This is a genomic window from Pseudovibrio sp. Ad37 (assembly GCF_001623075.1).
In the GTDB taxonomy this organism is placed as follows: Bacteria; Pseudomonadota; Alphaproteobacteria; order Rhizobiales; family Stappiaceae; genus Pseudovibrio.
Window position 1 is genome coordinate 18,280 of record NZ_LMCF01000047.1, and the last position, 17,237, is coordinate 35,516.

At 50.1% G+C, this 17,237-nt stretch carries 18 protein-coding genes; 13 read left to right on the forward strand and 5 right to left on the reverse strand.

Annotation, left to right across the window (positions count from 1 at the left end; genetic code table 11):
• Window positions 1-262: 262 nt before the first annotated feature.
• From PsAD37_RS10385 to PsAD37_RS10395, 3 genes are all read left to right on the forward strand, one after another.
• Window positions 263-799 (forward strand): Crp/Fnr family transcriptional regulator, encoded by a 537-nt coding sequence (locus PsAD37_RS10385; protein WP_063296086.1) that lies wholly within the window; start codon window positions 263-265, stop codon window positions 797-799.
• A 76-nt stretch (window positions 800-875) separates the two neighbouring features.
• Window positions 876-1,490, forward strand: a complete 615-nt coding sequence (locus PsAD37_RS10390) for an NAD(P)H-dependent oxidoreductase (RefSeq protein WP_063296087.1) — start codon at window positions 876-878, stop codon at window positions 1,488-1,490.
• A 121-nt stretch (window positions 1,491-1,611) separates the two neighbouring features.
• Entirely contained in the window at window positions 1,612-2,112 is a 501-nt protein-coding gene (locus PsAD37_RS10395) for an ATP-binding protein (RefSeq protein ID WP_063296088.1), read from the forward strand.
• A gap of 110 nt (window positions 2,113-2,222) precedes the next feature.
• On the opposite strand, the gene PsAD37_RS10400 is transcribed toward PsAD37_RS10395, so the two are convergent.
• Entirely contained in the window at window positions 2,223-2,840 is a 618-nt protein-coding gene (locus PsAD37_RS10400; protein WP_063296089.1) for a flavodoxin family protein, read from the reverse strand.
• 99 nt (window positions 2,841-2,939) lie between these two features.
• Between PsAD37_RS10400 and PsAD37_RS10405 the strand changes: the two genes are divergently transcribed.
• The 3 genes from PsAD37_RS10405 to PsAD37_RS10415 all read left to right on the forward strand — a co-directional run bounded on the left by PsAD37_RS10405 (window position 2,940) and on the right by PsAD37_RS10415 (window position 6,860).
• Window positions 2,940-3,842 (forward strand): LysR family transcriptional regulator, encoded by a 903-nt coding sequence (locus PsAD37_RS10405; protein ID WP_208991818.1) that lies wholly within the window; start codon window positions 2,940-2,942, stop codon window positions 3,840-3,842.
• 161 nt (window positions 3,843-4,003) lie between these two features.
• On the forward strand, window positions 4,004-4,441 hold the full coding sequence (locus tag PsAD37_RS10410) for a DUF488 family protein (RefSeq protein WP_063296133.1): 438 nt from the start codon (window positions 4,004-4,006) through the stop codon (window positions 4,439-4,441).
• Window positions 4,442-4,640: 199 nt separating this feature from the next.
• Window positions 4,641-6,860, forward strand: coding sequence for a TonB-dependent receptor domain-containing protein (locus PsAD37_RS10415; RefSeq protein ID WP_063296091.1), 2,220 nt, complete (start codon window positions 4,641-4,643; stop codon window positions 6,858-6,860).
• A gap of 46 nt (window positions 6,861-6,906) precedes the next feature.
• On the opposite strand, the gene PsAD37_RS10420 is transcribed toward PsAD37_RS10415, so the two are convergent.
• The 3 genes from PsAD37_RS10420 to PsAD37_RS10430 form a co-directional block, all read right to left on the reverse strand.
• Window positions 6,907-8,502, reverse strand: coding sequence for an ABC-F family ATP-binding cassette domain-containing protein (locus PsAD37_RS10420; RefSeq protein ID WP_063296092.1), 1,596 nt, complete (start codon window positions 8,500-8,502; stop codon window positions 6,907-6,909).
• Between the two features lie 134 nt (window positions 8,503-8,636).
• Window positions 8,637-9,854 (reverse strand): MFS transporter, encoded by a 1,218-nt coding sequence (locus PsAD37_RS10425; protein ID WP_063296093.1) that lies wholly within the window; start codon window positions 9,852-9,854, stop codon window positions 8,637-8,639.
• 183 nt (window positions 9,855-10,037) lie between these two features.
• Window positions 10,038-10,358 carry a DUF1330 domain-containing protein gene (locus PsAD37_RS10430; RefSeq protein WP_063296094.1) on the reverse strand — a complete coding sequence of 107 codons (321 nt, stop codon included), beginning with the start codon at window positions 10,356-10,358 and terminating at the stop codon, window positions 10,038-10,040.
• 237 nt (window positions 10,359-10,595) lie between these two features.
• Between PsAD37_RS10430 and PsAD37_RS10435 the strand changes: the two genes are divergently transcribed.
• The 4 genes from PsAD37_RS10435 (at window position 10,596) to PsAD37_RS10450 (ending at window position 12,335) form a co-directional block, all read left to right on the forward strand.
• Window positions 10,596-10,949 (forward strand): hypothetical protein, encoded by a 354-nt coding sequence (locus PsAD37_RS10435; RefSeq protein ID WP_063296095.1) that lies wholly within the window; start codon window positions 10,596-10,598, stop codon window positions 10,947-10,949.
• A 53-nt stretch (window positions 10,950-11,002) separates the two neighbouring features.
• Window positions 11,003-11,473, forward strand: a complete 471-nt coding sequence (locus tag PsAD37_RS10440) for a DUF411 domain-containing protein (protein WP_063287909.1) — start codon at window positions 11,003-11,005, stop codon at window positions 11,471-11,473.
• Window positions 11,474-11,622: 149 nt separating this feature from the next.
• Window positions 11,623-11,850 carry a hexameric tyrosine-coordinated heme protein gene (locus PsAD37_RS10445; RefSeq protein WP_063296096.1) on the forward strand — a complete coding sequence of 76 codons (228 nt, stop codon included), beginning with the start codon at window positions 11,623-11,625 and terminating at the stop codon, window positions 11,848-11,850.
• Window positions 11,851-12,059: 209 nt separating this feature from the next.
• On the forward strand, window positions 12,060-12,335 hold the full coding sequence (locus tag PsAD37_RS10450) for a hypothetical protein (RefSeq protein WP_063296097.1): 276 nt from the start codon (window positions 12,060-12,062) through the stop codon (window positions 12,333-12,335).
• Between the two features lie 347 nt (window positions 12,336-12,682).
• Here the strand turns inward: PsAD37_RS10450 and PsAD37_RS10455 are convergent, their stop codons facing one another.
• Complete coding sequence (locus PsAD37_RS10455; protein WP_153039715.1) at window positions 12,683-13,918, reverse strand: hypothetical protein; 1,236 nt, start codon at window positions 13,916-13,918, stop codon at window positions 12,683-12,685.
• A gap of 415 nt (window positions 13,919-14,333) precedes the next feature.
• Here PsAD37_RS10455 and PsAD37_RS28340 point away from each other — a divergent pair, with 415 nt between their 5' ends.
• The 3 genes from PsAD37_RS28340 (at window position 14,334) to PsAD37_RS10470 (ending at window position 16,900) form a co-directional block, all read left to right on the forward strand.
• Window positions 14,334-14,504: a hypothetical protein gene (locus tag PsAD37_RS28340; RefSeq protein WP_193778249.1), complete on the forward strand. Its 171-nt coding sequence runs from the start codon at window positions 14,334-14,336 to the stop codon at window positions 14,502-14,504.
• A gap of 139 nt (window positions 14,505-14,643) precedes the next feature.
• Window positions 14,644-14,955, forward strand: coding sequence for a hypothetical protein (locus PsAD37_RS28035; RefSeq protein ID WP_063296100.1), 312 nt, complete (start codon window positions 14,644-14,646; stop codon window positions 14,953-14,955).
• 310 nt (window positions 14,956-15,265) lie between these two features.
• On the forward strand, window positions 15,266-16,900 hold the full coding sequence (locus tag PsAD37_RS10470) for a peptide ABC transporter substrate-binding protein (protein ID WP_244272514.1): 1,635 nt from the start codon (window positions 15,266-15,268) through the stop codon (window positions 16,898-16,900).
• The last annotated feature ends 337 nt before the right edge of the window (window positions 16,901-17,237 follow it).

Sequence of the window (17,237 nt, forward strand, 5' to 3'; positions counted from 1 at the left end):
TGTCGTCCATTGTTTTTTGTACCTCGACAAAGGAAGATAGCCATATCCGCTGGCATTTGGGGCCATCACCTTGTGCTTCACTTGCCAGCGGCGGGCATATTCGTGGATTTTCTGATGCTGATAAATAGATGTAACTACCTATTTTACTGAGGGGCGTCCTTAAGGCATCTAGAAGAAGCTTGGGAAGCAAACTGCCAGGAAATAGTGAGATTTCTGATCGGAACAACAGCTCTCACACAGCAAAAAGACCAATGGAACCAATATGCAAGAGCTGCAACGCAAATTGATGGATTACCTCCGCCCTAACGTGACACGCGTTGAAATGGGCCGAAAAGCATCTTTGCTGGATCAGGGCGATGTGAGTCAAAAATTGTTCTTTGTCGAAGCGGGGTGTCTGAGGCTTTACCGCGTGGATGAAGAGGGCGAGGACACCACTCTGTTTTTCTTCATGGAAGGGGAAATGGTTGCTTCATTTGAGAGCTTTCTGCAGTCCGAGCCCAGTGAATTTGGCATAGAGGCCGTGGCGCCAACCATAGTTCAGTGCATTGAAAAGACAAGTGTTTTTGAACTTCTCGATAAAAATCTTGAGTTTCGCACTCTCACATTCGATATGCTTATCAGCCGATTGGCGTCCTATCAGCGTTTGTTTCTCAACACGATCAGAAACAGTCCGCAAAAGCGCTATGAAGATCTGGTGAAGTCCAATCCAAAGCTCTTTGAAACGGTTCCTCAGCACTACATCGCGTCTTATCTCGGCGTGACGCCGGTTTCGCTGAGTCGCATTCGGAAAAAAGTTTGAGCGGCGTTAACAAAGGATAACGCGGTTTGCGACAACTCCAGTCTAGTTTTGCAAAAAAGCAAAACAGGAGTGAGACATGCGTGTCCTTATCGTCTTCAACCACCCGTATGAGGGCAGTTATTGCCATGCGGTCCTCGGTTCCGTCATGAAAGGTTTGCTCAGTAATGATCATGAGGTGGATCTGATCCACCTGGACAATGATGAGTTTGATCCGGTGATGAGATCGAAGGATCTGAAAGCCTTTGTTTCAGCCAGAATTCAGCCGCAGGAATCTGCAGAATTGCTGGACCCTCAGGTACAGGACTACAAGGCGCGTCTGCAAAGGGCAGAGCATATCATTTTCATCTTCCCCATCTGGTGGGAGCTGATGCCCGCGCTCACGAAAGGCTTCATCGACAAGGTGATCTTTCCCGGCATTGCTTACGACTATAATGAGCATGGCACGCGGATGCTCTGCAAGCTGTCTGAGCTGCGGGGCGTCACCATGATCACTACCATGAACACACCCGGTTTTGCCTATCGCTTGATCTTCGGCAACGCGATCAAAAAGGCCGTGCTGACTCGTACATTCTGGAAGATGGGCGTTAAGAACCGCCGATGGGTCAACCTAACCTATGTGAAGTTTTGCAAGGAGCGCAAACGGAAGAAATGGCTCTCCGATATTCAGCGAAGCATGGCCAGACTGACCTGAGTTAATCTCGCTGCAGTTTCGCGCGATTTCGGGGTGCCATGTCGCATTGTATGACCCATGGGGCATGAGGCTATGATAGCCTTATAGATATTTTGATGGATTGATTTTTACGGAGGTAATTATGACTGCTCAGGAAACAAAACTGCTTCTGGTGTGCGGAAAGATTGCCTCTGGTAAATCCACTCTTCTCACACATTTGGTGAATGATCATCATGCTGTGCTGATCAGCGAAGATCATTGGAACGCAACACTCTTTCCCGATGAGTTGAACACGTTGGAGGACTACGTGAAGTATTCTGCCCGCGTGAAAAAGGCGCTCGGCCCGCACATTGTCGGGCTGCTTCAGCATGGTGTTTCTGTTGCGTTGGACTTTCAGGCCAACACTGCACGCGATCGCAAGTGGATGAAGAGCTTGTTTGAAGCAGCTAATGTCGCCCATGAGCTGCATTACCTCTCCGTGCCGGATGAGGTATGTAAGGAACGCCTTTGGGTGCGCAATGAGGCTGGTGAACACCAGTTTACGGTCAGCGAAGATCAGTTTGAGCAGTTTACCAAATACTTCCAGGCGCCCACCGTAGATGAAGGCTTCAACGTCATCTTGCACGACTTTCAGGCAGCCTGATGAAAAAGGCCCCTCGGCAAAGAGGGGCCAGTTTTGCAAAAGCCGTTGAGACGACAGTTCATGCTGCTTGGCGTTGTTGTAGGGTCGACTTTTACGTTGTCAGTAAAGCCTTAAGCCGTTGCTTCCAGCTGTTGTGGTTGAGTGGCCGGAGCCTTGCCCCAGCGCAGGGATGCTTCCGCAATGCGCTTGCCAAAGGATTCTGCCGTGCGATGATCTGCATTTGGTGGCGCCACATCTGGCCCTTCATCCACGTTGGCTTGTGCCATCATGCCCAGGTAAGAACCGAGGCGGTTGATGTCTTCAACGGAGCCAGCACTGGAGTTATTGCCTGCCATATCGTTGGCGCCAACCCAAATCATACCCTGCTGTGCTGCAAAGACAGACATCTGCACGAGAGTAGTCATCTTATCGCCGGACTGTGAAGCGGATACAGTAAAGCCAGCCGCCAGCTTGTTTTGCCAACCACGGTCAAACCAGACCTTGGAGGTTTCATCCATGAACATCTTAAAGGGACCGCTGACAGAGCCCAGATAGGTTGGTGAACCGAAAATGATGGCATCGGCGTTGTTCAAAATGGCAAAGTCGCCGTTTAAGCCAGTGACATCGACCAGCACACCATCCGCGTTTTCAATTGAATTGATGCCATTGACGACAGATTTGGCCAGCGTCTCGGTATGACCAAAGCCGGAGTGGTAAGCAACAGCGACAGAAACTCTCTTATCCTGCATATTTTGTTCCTTTGAAATTGAGAGTGTGCGTTCTGCCGATACATGAGGGGCTGGCCTAATGAATACAAATGCATTAATTCAATAAGAACTATGCAGAAAATGAATTATTTAGGCCTTGATGGCCGCGCCCTGATGATGTTGAAGCTGATCCATGAAAGCGGATCAGTGACGCAGGCTGCGCAGATGATGGGCGTAAACCAGTCCACCGTCAGCCATGGATTGGAGCGGGTGCGGGGTCTTTTGGGAGACCCGCTGTTCGTCAAAGCAGGCCGCAACGTGGTGCCGACAGAGCGTATGGATGCTCTGATGCCCATGGTGGAAGAACTGCTGCAAACGCTGGCGTTGATCGGTGAACCGTCAAAATTTGATCCGTCCACCGCAACCAACCGCTTTGTGATCGACTGCCGTGATGAAGACCATAACCTGCTGATCCCCTCAGTAATCAAGCGCTTACGGCAGGAGGCTCCTGGCGTAACTCTCCGCTGTCGCCTGTCTCATCGTCACGAGGTTGCGTCACTGGTGGATGGTGAGGCCGACCTGCTGTTCACCCCGCTGCCACCACCAGACTCGCATGAGTTTGTTGCGCAAACGCTGTTTGATGATGAGTTTGTGGTGTTCTACGATCCTAAAACGCGAGATGCTCCGGACACGCTGGAAAAATATGTCGCCGCACCGCATGCCAACATGCTGGTAACCGCTGATGAAGTGACATTCATTGACCGTGCATTGGCTGAGTTGGGCCACAAGCGGCAGACGGTCTATTCTGCCCCCAGCTTCAACGCCCTTGCTGCGACACTGCCAGGTACAGACCTGATTGCAACCATGCCCTGCAAACTGATCTGCGGTGGCATAAAATCCGGTCTCGCCTCCTGCAAATGCCCAGCCCCTGTCGTCGACGTTGGCATCAGCGCCATCTGGCACATCCGCAACCGCACCTCCCCCGCCCACAAATGGTTCCGAGACCTCATCCTGTCTCAGGCACATGCGCTGTTTGGAGGTTGAATTCTCCCACCGTTCTGCTGAAACGCGCCCGAACCAATCGCGAGGCGTTTGAGGGGAAGCTGGAGAAGGAGGGCATGGCCCTGCTTTTGATCACGAACATGGCGTGCGTGTTGCTGATGAACTAAAACAGGTTTGCGTGGCTAAGAGATAAAGTGATTGATATGACCCTGACAACAATCGGTTTCACCAAAACAACAGCAGAGAACTTCTTTGGCCGCTTGCAAAGTGCGGGCGTCAAGAAGGTGATTGACGTGCGCCTCAATAACACTTCTCAGTTGGCTGGTTTTGCCAAGTCTAATGATCTGGCCTTCTTTCTGGAGGCCATTGGCGGTATCGGTTACGAGCACGAGCCATTGCTGGCACCGGATCAGGATATGTTCAAAGCATTCAAGAAAGAGAAGGGCGACTGGACCATCTTCAAAGACCGCTTCATGGACCTGCTCTCCCAGCGCAAGGTGGAGAGCAAGTTCAAGGCAGATATGCTCGAAGGCGCCTGCCTCCTCTGCTCCGAACACCTCCCCCACCAATGCCACCGCTCCCTCGTAGCCAACTACCTCAACAGCCGCTGGGGCGGAGCACTGAAGGTGACGCACCTTTGACTTTGGGGAAGCTGATTGGTTTCAGATTTCGTGAGTGCGTCAATTATCGCAGAACTGCAGGAATCGATTTCTACCACTTGTAAGTGTTGAGAAATATTTATCCAAAACTCCTAAAATAAAACTTGATTATATTACTCATGTTTTATAGTTAGAGGCCAGCCGCAAGCCAATCTCTCTTTCTATAAACATCGGTAATATAATGAAGTTCTCTCCGAAACCGGAGCAGGCTTGCAGCACCCTAGTGCTTGTCGCCTGCGCTTTTTCACTATCTGTGCAATCTGCTCAAGCTCAATCCAATAAATCGAAAGAAGGCGAAGATACCGACGCGCTGGACCCGATTGTTGTGACCGGGTCTACAGACAACAAGGACACTATTGCGCAGTCCGAAATCACAAGTGACCTGATTGACCGCACTCAGTCTGCGACGATTCCTGGCTTGCTCTCCAGCCTCCCTGGTATTGAGTTGATCGGTAACAGCCGTGTTCTGGGGCAATCCATCAACATGATGGCTTTTGGCGACACTGAAGATATTGAAATCACCATTGATGGCGCTCAAAAGTCCTTTGAGAAGTACCAGCAGGGATCGGTCTTTATCGACCCTGAACTGCTTAAGGTCATCGATATCACCAAGGGTACTTTTTCCGCCGAAAAGTATGGTGCATTCGGAGGCTCTGTTGAGATGACAACTAAGAGCGCTTCGGACATGTTGCGTGATGGCCAGTCGTATGGTGCTTTTGCGAAGGTCGGCTTTGCTTCCAACGGCAATGAGCTCGTCAAATCAGCTGCCACCTATGCCCGCTCAGAGGAGCAAGGCTTTGAAGTTTTGGTCGCTGGAACACACCGCACTAACGATGACTACTCAGTTGCAGGGAATGACGAAGATCTGACTCTTTCTGCGGGCAGCATGTTGACAGGGCATTTCAAAGCAAGCCTGGAGCGTGAAGATCATTTCTTCGAGCTGAGCGGCATACATTCTTACAGTGATGACTACAAACCGTGGGCCGCCAGACGTGGTTTGATAACGGCTTCACAGTGGTCTTTGAATAAGTACGGATCTTTGGAGGAATACCTGAAAACTCAGGCTGTTGACCGTGAGATGAAGGATACTTCACTGAGTGGGACTTATGAATACAACCCAGACAGCGATCTTATTGATTTGGCATTCAAGGCTTCTTATTCCAAGACAGCCCAACATGACACGCGCCGGGTTCCGCTCTCTGATCCTGACTATAGTGCAGGCCTTTATGTTGGTGGTGATGATAGCACGCTAGACTATTCCATTTACAAACTGGACCTCCAAAACACCTCTGCTTTTAATTGGGGTGAATTTGAAAATACGCTGAAATATGGCGTGCAAATGCGGCACGAAATTCGCGATAGTATGGCTTTTAAGAAGAGTTATGTCGGGCGGCCTGAGTACAATAATGGACACTTGCAGCCTTATAACATTCCAAGTGGAACGCAGACAATTTGGTCCGCTTGGGGTGAATACACGATTGGCTTTGCTGGATTGGAGCTGACGCCAGGGCTGCGTTACGACTACATTCACTCTAAAGGTGAAGCCAATCTTGCTTCTAAATATAACAATCCAGAGATGAACCACGACTATGGTACGGTAGAGCGCTTTGGCTTTTCTCCAAGCATTAGTGCAGTTTATTCTCTGACACCAAACATTAAGCTCTTTGGTGATTATGCTTATAAGTTACGCGCGCCCTTGGTTGATGAATTCTATGACGTAGGTAGCATTCGCGCGACGGCCACTCAGTTACAAAATGAGAGAGTGTCTGCCAAGCGCATTGGTGTTGCGTCGACCTACAAGAACGTGCTGATGCAGAATGATACGATCACTGGTCGTATGGCGATATACCGTAATGACGTCTCCAACAATATCTATCGATTGTTGAGTGAGAACTCGAGAAGCTATGATGCTCCTGCGCCAACATATGGCAATCTTGCTGGCTATTATACGCAGGGCTTTGAAGCTGAACTGTATTATGACAGTGAGCGGTTCTTCGGCAGCATTGCGTATTCCAGAATGCAGGGTAAGCATGATGGGACACTTAAAGATGTCAATGCAACGACGGACCAGTATGTGTCTGAAGTTGCTCCAACAAAGTTGATCGTTAGCCTAGGTTACAAGGTGCCAGAGGCGGATATCACATTTGGTTGGAAAGGTCGTTTTGTTGATGCTCAGGACCGAGTGCCAGACAACTACACCAGCCTTTATAGCCCGAGTAAAGGCTATGCGGTCCATGATGTGTTTCTGACATGGACTCCAAAAGAGGGGCGTTTTGAGGGATTGGAGGCCCGTGCTTCCATTGAGAATATGTTCAACAAGAACTACCGCCCTTACTTTGCTGATGGAGCCGCGCCTGAGAAAGGTATCAACTTCAAAAGCTCAGTGAGTTACAAGTTCTAAGCGTATAGAGAGCGGAGGTGATGAGCCTCCGCTTTTTGCTTCACCTTCACACCCTCACCGTTTCCCCCAACACAACCTCTCTCGTCACCCCAACATTCTCCAGAAATGTCGTGTCGTGGCTGACTATGAGGAGGGCGCCGTTGTAGGTGGTGAGGGCGGATTCTATGGTCTCAATGGCGGTAAGATCCAGGTGGTTCGTGGGTTCGTCCAGAATGAGCAGTTTGGGGGGCTGGGCTGCGCCGAGGACGCAGGCGAGGCCCGCGCGCAGCATCATGCCACCGCTGAGGGTTTGGATCTGCTGTGTGGAGGCATCTCCACGGAAAAGGAAACGGGCGAGGATAGCACGGCAGGTGTTTTCATCCTGCTCCGGGTTCAACACGCGGAAGTTTTCCAGCACCGACAGGTCTGGGTTCAACAGGCTGACACTTTGGTCCAGCACGCGGGCAGAGGGGTGAAGCTGACAAGTGCCGGACAGGGGCGGGAGCTTACCCGTTATCGTCTTCAGCAGCGTTGTTTTGCCAGACCCATTCGCGCCTTTGATGGCAATACGTTCTGGTCCTGTTATCACGAGTGAAAAATTGCAGAGCAAGGGCAGGTTTTTGTCATAGCCAACACTCAGCCCGTTGGCTGCCAGCACCCGTTGGCCGTTTGCAATGCCAGAGGAAGCGATGCTGATGCTCAGCTGTTCCAACACCTCGATCTTCTCGCGGGCGGCTTTGGAGTTTTGCTCTGCCTCCTCGCGCATTCGAGATGCAAGATTGGCGTTTTCTCCAAGGCTGTTTTCAGCCTTGTTGCGCATGGCGTTGAGGAGGACTTTGGGCTGGTCGCGTTTGGCACGCGCACGGTGGCCTGCACCATCCTTGCGGGCTTTGCGCTCAGTGACACTCTGGATCTTGCGGTTAAGGTCGCCAATGCGCTTTTCAGCAGATGCCAGATCTTGTTCAGCAGCAGCCAGTTCCAATGCTTTTTGCGCCTTGTAGAAGCTGTAGTTGCCGCCAAACATTGAGGCTCCCAGTGTGGTCAGCTCAACAATGCAATCCATCTGTTCCAGCAAGGCACGGTCATGGCTGACGATGATCGCGCCTTTGCGCCACTTGGCGAGGAAGGCGCTAAGAGCGTCTCGCCCATCCGCATCCAGATTGTTGGTTGGCTCATCCAGCAGCAGAAAGTCAGAATCGTGAAACTGAAGTGCCGCCAGCCTGCAGCGTGTGATCTGCCCGCCGGAGAGAGTGGAAAGCGGATGGTCAGCGGAGATTTCCAGCCCCATCTGGGCAAGTGCGGCTTCCATACGACTTTCCAGCGTCCAATCGGCTTGGGCTAGTTCGTCCATGCTGGCCGTCCCGGCTTCAGCTTTTTGCAGAAGATGCAGGGCTTTGGTGATGCCAAACAGATCTGCAAGTGTTTCCTGAGGTCCGCTTTGCAGCCGCTGCTTTAACAGGCTTATGGAACCTTGCACGGAGACAGAACCGGACGCAGGTGTAAGCGCACCGCTGATGAGGTTCAGCAGGGTTGTTTTGCCTGTGCCGTTGCGGCCAATCAGGCCGGTGCGATGTGCAGCAAACTGAAGATTGAGATCAGAAAAAAGGGCAGTACCGTCAGGAAGCGCCCAAGACAGGTGATTGAGTGAGATAGACAAAGGCATGGTGATGAACTTTCACAGAAACAGGGCAGGTCGAATGGGTTGTCCTGTTCTTGTTCATCGCTTTATCTCCTCGCGTTTTGATCGGCCCAGAGACTATGCGGATTGCACGGGAAGTCAAGGTACATGTGGTGTCTTCATAAGCGCCCCGTATCCTGTGTTGCTTTTGCCTCATTCCGTTGTGCGCTTAGCGCAAGTAACAGGAGGAGGGAGATGAAGAGCACCATAGTGCCGGGAATAGCGGAAGCGCTGGAGAGGCTGAGGGTGGTGATCAGAGCTCCCGTTACCAGACTGCCAATTGGAGCGCCGCCTTCGTCACCCAGATACATGACGCTGAGCACGCGGGATTTGTGGGTTGAGGGCGCCTGCTCTTGTAAGATGGTGCGGCTTGTGTTGAGGCAAATGCCGCCGCCGATGCCCCAAAAGAAGATGCTGCCAAGAAAAGCCCAGTAAGGCGGAGACATGGACCAGAATAGCAGAGCAAAGCCGCCCATGCTGTACCCTGCAATAAGCAGTGGAACCGGGTTTCTAATTGCTCTCAGTTTGAGGAGCATGCCACTGGAACAGGCCCCTCCCACCATGAAAACCGCAAAGGCCAGCGCAAAGTCAAAACCTGCGGCGTGATAAGTGTCCCGCAACATAAGCGGTACCAGAACGGCGTAGGGTCCACCAAGTATGAGGCCGGCTGAACTCATCAGAAACACCGGCAATCTTAGGGTTTTGGAAGACAACACCAAAGCCAGTCCCTCACGAATTTCGCTGAGGATGCTGGGTCTTTCTTTTGCCGCAAGTGTTGGCGTGTCTGGCAAACGCAGGCTCGTTGTAATGCCAACCAGAAAGAGCGTGCTGGAGATGGCAAGCAGCGGTGCAACACCAACCCACTCCACACTGCTGGCAAGTGCAAAACCTGCCAGCGTGACGAGGTAGAGCATCCCCACGGAAAGCGTTACGCTGCGCCCGATGTGCATGGATGAGATGTGATTGAGCATGCCATCCAGCGTAGGCTGAACGAATGCCAGTGTGGTGCCAAAGAGCAGCGCAAAGAGGATCAGGCCTTCAAACCCGACAAAGCCGAGATGAAGCAGCACAGTCAACGCTATTACGGGGACCGCATTGGCGATGTGCAGCAAAACAAGCAGCTTGCGCTTGTTGAGGCGATCAGCGACGGCCCCGGCAAACAGCAGCACAAACAGGTTGGGCAGCATAGAAGCCGTCATGGCATAGCTCACCCGTTCCGGGCTCTCAGCAAGGTAGACAGTTACAAGGTAGGGAAACAGCACACCCAGCATGGCACGGGGAAACTGAAAGCTGGTGAGGCTGAGCTGATAAAACAGGATGGGGCGTGCAACAGACATCAATAAAATCTCTAAGAAACAATCTTTGAAGACTATCGGCAGATCATGGCCCTGTCTGCTAAACCCAGCGTTTCTGAGAAATAAAGCACGTCTGTTGCCCGTACAGCACGCTTTGCGTGAAGGCAGGCGCTCTGCCGTATCCTGGGGAGACAGAGCGCCCAAATGCCTTTGGGGGGATGTGATTTAGATGCTGGATTCCACAGCAATCGTGAAGTTTGGCGGGATTACGTCTGTGCGAAGGTGTTTGATTGCCTGATATTCAGGGGAGTTCCAGAGCGTCATGAGGGCTTCCATACTTGGGAACCTGAAAAGCGTCAGTTGCGCGTTTGTGTTCCATACGCCTTCCAGATGTTCAAAAGGCTGATCGGGTCCGCCAAAGATGATGCATTCCCCGCCTGCCGCTTCGAATAGTGGGACGGCTTTTTCGCCGTATGCGTCTATTGAGCCATGGTCTTTTGGCATAAAGCTGCTGGCAACAAGGTAGGCGGCTTTGGGTTCACTCATGTCATTACTCCGGTTTAGTCAGGTGAGGCAAAAGCGTAAAATTGCGCCAATTTGGGGGAACAGCCTCAGCCCGCTTGTGATGAGATGACACTCAAGTACTTCCTCAAGTTAAGTTGAGGTCAAGCGCTTTTTCGGGAGAATTGAAAAATCTGGTGCGCATAAATGTCACGCTGTCCTACGCAGGAGATTACAACAGTTTAACTTGAAACTGCCGTAATATGCCCTTAGGTTGCAGCCATGTTTCGTGTGCTGATCATATTATTGACGCTGTTCGTCACCACGCCCTATGCCATGAGCATGCAGGGCGAGATGGCGTCTAACAGTGCAGCACAAAAACTCGCTCTGGCTGAGCAGAATGCGTCAGCCATGGAGCATATGATCTCTGACAAATCATTCTGTTGTTGCTGTGAAACTGAGGCAGCCATGGCAACAAGCATGACCGCCTGCCTGACGACACTTGGGCTGCTGGATCTGACGAATGCAGTCTCTCCTTTATATCGCAGTTCCAGCATGTTTGTGCCGGTTTTGTTGCCGGTAACTTCTGCTCAAATCAGCGGTATAGACAGGCCTCCAATCCATTCAGCTGCTTAGACATCAAAACTCTAACTAACTGAAATAAATAATAAACTGGATTGGATAGACTCATGATCTCCAAGGGTAACCTACTTGCTGGCGTGTTCACTGCTGTTCTTGGTGCAAGCGCTTTAACGCTGCCTGCTCATGCTGAAGGCGATAAAGACGTAACCCTTTACAAATCTCCAAATTGCGGATGCTGCACGGCTTGGGGCAACGCTCTTGATAAAGCGGGCTTCAACGTGATCGTAAAAAAGACGGATGACCTTTACCGCGTCAAGCAGCAGGTGGGCGTACCAGAAGATTTGGAGGCGTGCCATACCGCGATCGTGGATGGGTATGTGATTGAAGGACATGTACCGCTGGATGCTGTAAATCGCATGCTGACGGAGCGTCCGGACATCAAAGGCCTCTCAGTTCCAGGAATGCCAATGGGGTCTTTGGGCATGGGTGAGCAAACTGAAGACACTCAGTATACTGTGTTTGCAATCCCATCCGTGCTGGGCGGCAAGCCTGCTGTTTACCAAAAAATCGGCAACTAATCTCTAGAGTTTGCAGGCAGGAGTGGCGTTGCTTCTGCCTGTTTCTTTGAGGATCCCCTCCTACAAATCCCAATGGAAATTGGGGAGATTGCGCTTGTCTCTTGCCTGTTTGACTCTTCCAAAATCGCCAAATCAAAAGGATGCGAATTATGGATGAGAACTGGCTCCCAACGCTGCAAACAGCCAACCCGCAAGAGGGCTATGAGCTTGCAGTAAAACTTTCCCGCATGGCGATCAAATTCATGCAGCCGGATGCCGAAGTCCGCTCTGCCATGCGTTTGATGTATGAATATGATTCAGAGGCGCTGATCGCTGCTTCGCAAACCATTGCTGAGCACTTCAGAACTGTCGCTGCGGCCAACAACTACTGGAAATAAGCTGGTTTTCTTGCGCTGAAATACATCCCCGATGACCATGCGGTTTTCGGGGAACTGTTGTGTCATGCTCCAACGAGGGCGGGAGATTTCAGCTCGCACAGGTTCCCATCCGGGTACAAGTTAGGTCGTCTTATGGGCCTAGCTAAATGGGCAGTCGGGAAGCCATCGCGCAATTCCAACTAATCATCAATAAAAAGGAAAAATGAGTTATGTCAGACATCAATAAAACCCGAAATCTGCCCCGGATTTTGTTGCCAAATCTCATAGGCAACCGACGCGTAATGATCCTCGGATCTATGGCTGTTATCGGTGCTGGCTCTGCCTTCAATTGGAACTGGCTGACAGCTGTTGGCGCAGCCCCCCTTATTCTTGCCCTAGCCCCCTGCGCCGTTATGTGTGGCTTGGGAATGTGCATGACGGGCGGTTCGAAGTCTTGCAGCAGCAAGACCAAACTGGCTGAAACGCCGGATCTTGAAAAAGACTGATATCTACGTTGGCGGGCACTTCAATTGGGAAAGAGCGGTGTTGTACAGTTCGAACTTAGCTCAACATTTGCCCAACCCCAAGAACTTGATTACGCAGAAATCTTCTCGAACACCGGGCGTATAAGTAAACTCACTTTGTTCAAGACGGAGACGACAATGTGCGCCTCCGTCTTCTGAGTGGCTAGAATGTACTGGTTTCGCGCAGCAGGATCGCCTCCACCTGAAGGTTGAGAACAGCTGTTTTGGGTGGTGGTATGATGGCCTCAACGATGCCAAAACGAGCTGTCAATTCTTGTCGTGCTGCCCATTCATATTAGTTCTGCGGTTGAATGAAGACTGCGTATTGCTTAGTCGGCATCTTCCATTGTTCCGTCAGGAGCATCGGCAGTCCGTTTCCAGGCTTTAGCAACGCTGGAGTAATTGAGCTTGGGTGCTTGCTGCTCAACGGGGTATTCAGCAGGCTTTCCCCACCACCAACCGCGATTATCCCACATAGGGTACTTCGTCGTGGCCTTTCCGTTGGTGGATGGACGGCCCCAGCCTGTATCTGGGCCAAAGCGCATTACACCGAAGGTTTCTTCTGCATCATCCTCCCAAGGACGTTCTTCATTAAGGAACACGCAAGCACCAAGCATGTTGCCTTCAGAGCTGCCGGGTTTTGACGCTGCAATTTGCTCGCTCATCCACTTGGCTTGGTTCTCCTCGCTCCCGGTTTGCTTAATGCTGGAGCCCAGTTCTGTGAACATCACAGGGGGTGAAGGAATGCGGTTCTTCTTCCAGTATATGGGCAGGCGATTCTCAAGGTATTGCTTGATATCACTACCTGGGTTTTGTGGGTTGGTTGCAAAAACCATGCGATTGCGCCAGAAGGCCGCCGCGTTTGTTGGGCCTATGTTTCCCCGGCGCATCATCTCGTCGTAAACATCGCGCATATAACCTGCGCCTTCGATGCCGTCTTTCATCCCAAATGATGTGCAGACCATAATGGGCAGGTGGCACTCATCGACAGGAGTATAGGCATCGAAGTCTGCTATCATCTCAAGAACATCAACCACATACTTTGGGTTTCCTCCGTACGAAAGCTCATATTCGTTGAAGACCTTGATCATCCCCACCGCTGGATGCGGATCGCTTCCGACCTCTTTCAATATGGCCCGTACGTTTTCTTCGGCAATTGGGCGATTTCCTCCGGCTAGCAGCTGCAATGTGTAATTGCTGATCGGAATCGTCATCTTCATTCCAAGGCCGTTGCATGCCTTCAAGAAAGGCTCATGGACCAGGAGTTTTACTTCGTTTCCATGCGCATCCTTTTGAACGATAGGTTGTGACCAATCGTAACCATGGATGAAGTTTATGCCCAATTGTTCTTTGAAACGAAGCAGATCCCCACGACCCTGCACGCCGTTTTCGTTGGGTTCGGTCGACCATAGCTGTGTGAACATATTGTTGTAAAAATCGGACCATGCATACAACGTGTCAGGTGCGACACTCTTTGAGTAGTTACTGGGTCCGGGGTGATAAGCCATCCCTTGAATATTATCGACACCGAAGTATCTGCAGCGTTGCAAAGCCGTCATTACCATAACAATACCTCCCAAAAATATCCGTTTAGAATATGAGGCTTGGCATCTGGATGAGAATGGTATGTCCAGCGGTGACAGAGAAGCCAAGCTTTAAGAACTGGCTGGTGGCAGGAGTGTATTCCCTAAGGATTTTGGCAGGTATTATTCATATTGCGTTGGTCATCAATCGCATTGCCTGTCGTGTCAGGTTTTACTTACCCAGCTTGGTACCCCCCCAGTTTTATGGGCGCTGCAAGGTAGAAAAATGCCGCTACTGTGAAACTGGTGGTCGGGATGACCAGAACGCCATGGAAGGAGAAGAAGAGTTTGAGTGGAAATAATGATTAATATCAAATGTTTAATAGGTAACCGTATGATTACCTTACCTGTGAAATTTTAGAAGCGATCAGGGCGCGCTCCGAACCAATGAGTTCTCATGTCATCTGCCAAGGCACCATTAAAACTTGTTATTTTCTTGTCCGCTTCGGCTTGTGCCAGTCATCAGGATAAGCATGGGTTGTTTGATAGTCCATCCATCAAAATACGGGCCGCCAGTCAGGCTCCGTTGGAGGAGGGTACCAAGCTCCCATCCGCATTCCGCAAGTAATAAGCCCCCCCAAAAATATTTGCGACGGTGGAGGTTTTGTCCTCTCAGTAGCAAGATGAGAACTACCCAGTCAGTAATGTGGCCCCAGCAACTGGCGCTTTATTACATTTGCGGTCAAGATTAATGATGGTGCTAGTCGGTGCGGGGCGCTGATGTTTTGCTGGAGCATGCCGCAATGGCGACAACACGGCCTCAGGCGTTTGCCGCGCTTATCGTTGTGGAGATGCTGGGCCTCTTGCATGACCTCGTCTGTGTGGAAAAGCATCACAGCCTTGTGGTAGTGTACCAGTCCAACGGGCATGCAAACATCGTGTTGCCCTATGATTATATGAGTTGGACACAGTCCAACTTGCATAAAATCTGGACAATGACACGAAGTCTTCGGGCAGTAGATGTTTCTTCAAAAGATATAGACTTTGTGCTTGCCGGAGACCTTTCCGATCAGAGCTAGAAATGGAGCGTCCGGACTTTAAAGCCGGACTATGATTCTGGCAGGGATGTTTGGTCATGGTGGTCTCCTATTCTTGGCATCATGTAAGTTTCAGACGCTGAATCCACTTAGACCACCTGTCCAAATAAACTGAACCACCTCTGTCTGTTAAATAGTTGTGTAAGTAATAATCTGAGATGTTAGTGTATTTTAAAGGGAATCTCTCTGTTTAAAGAGAAAAATTGGATAATATGATAAGTTAATATCTAGCTATGTGGATATATTTACGTGAAAAATATTCATGTTACTAGGGTGATTGGGAGGTGATATTTTGAAATTACTTTATTGGAGTTTGGTAGCCTCAACGGCCTTAATGGGCTCAACCTATGCCGCTGATCGTTCTGCAATTGTTGCTGAGTTGGAAGCAAATGGGCAAACGCTGGCACAGCAGCAAAGCTTCACGTTTCGCCTTTTCGATGAACCGACATCCTTGGATCCCGGCTTGCTCCAGGATGCTATTGGTGCAAATGTTGCTCGCCAATTGTTTGAAGGTCTTTACGAACAAGACAATAAAGGCAACATTATTCCTGCTCTTGCTGTTGAACATGAGGTCACACCTGACAAGAAAACCCATGTTTTCACATTACGCCGTGATGCGCGCTGGAGCGACGGCAAACCGGTAACAGCCCATGATTTTGAATATGCCTGGAAGCGGGTTGCAGACCCGGCGACAAATTCGGAAGTTTCCTGGTATATCGGCCTTATGTCGATCAAAAACGCGCAAGCTGTGATTGCTGGAAGTAAACCGCCTGAAGAGCTGGGAGTTGTTGCCGTTGATGATTACACACTTCAGGTCGACCTCGACACGCCCATTTCATATTTTCCTCTCATGTTAACACTTTCTACGACGTTTCCTGTCCCGGCCTGGGCGATTGAGAAGCATGGCGATAAGTGGGTACGCGCTGATAATATTGTGACAAATGGCGCTTTTAGACTTGAGGCGCATGTTCCAAGTGAACGTATTACGATGGTCCGTAATGAAACGTACTGGAACAAAGAAAATACCATTTTGGACAGGGTCAATGCTCTTGTCATTAATGATGCAAACATTGCGCTTACACGGTATCTTGCCAACGAATTAGACTGGACTGAAGCCCCTTCAGGACAATTCCCGCACTTGAAAGAACAGTTTCCAGATGAAGCAACAGCGTTTGCCCGGTTTTGCACCTACTACTATGCATTCAACCGAAGTGAGACTGGGCAGCAAGAGCTACAGGACGTCCGCGTTCGAAAAGCGCTTTCCTATGCTGTTGACAGGGAAATTTTAACTGATCAGGTTTTGCAGGGTGGGCAGGTTCCAACATATACATTTACCCCAAAATTTACGGCAGGTTTTACTGCACCTGATTTGCCGCATGAGGGGTGGACTCAGAAAAAACGTAATGAAGAAGCCCGGAAGCTTTTGGCTGATGCAGGCTTTTCCGAAGACAATCCACTTAAACTAAACCTGCTTTACAATACCGGGGAAGAGCACAAGAAGACCGCTGTTGTGATTGCACAAATGTGGAAGCAAATTCTGGGCGTTGAAACCACGCTTGAAAATCTGGAATGGAAAACGCTCCTGAACAGACGTTCGCAAAACAACTATACACTGACACGTCATGGATGGTGTGGTGATTATAACGAACCCTCAACCTTCCTGAACTTATGGTCTGATGTGCCTGATGAAAATGTTGGAGGGTTCTTTGATCCGGTCATTGACGGGATTATGAAGGAAGCCAAAACCCTTGATGATCCGCAATCTCATTACACCACTGTTGAGGCGATGTTGCAGGATACGGCGGCGATGATCCCACTCTACAATTATTCTGTTGCTTTCATGCTTAAAGATAATTTGAAAAACTGGCCTTTGCAGAACATGGAACAACGTTGGTATGCTAAGAATTTCTATAAAATAGTAAAATAATCAATATGTTATCTCAGTTCAGTGGGTTTATGATCGTAACCTGACAGCAAGTCAATATATAGCCTAAGCGGAGTTATGATGTTATTTTGACATCATAACTCTTTATAGAACGTCGCGTTCATTTGCTCTGAGCACCCTGCCAGTTTTAGGTGCTAAATCCACTTAGACCACTTATCCTAAATCCTGAGGCGCTCTTATTGTACATCCGCTGATATTTCATGCAGTATGGGTCTACGTAATATTGCGAGTGGGCCGCATTTCATAATTAAATCTCCAAAAAATCTTGGGTCTTTTCATCGCAGCTAATTTCCTGCCGTACTCCGGCAACGCCAGACAT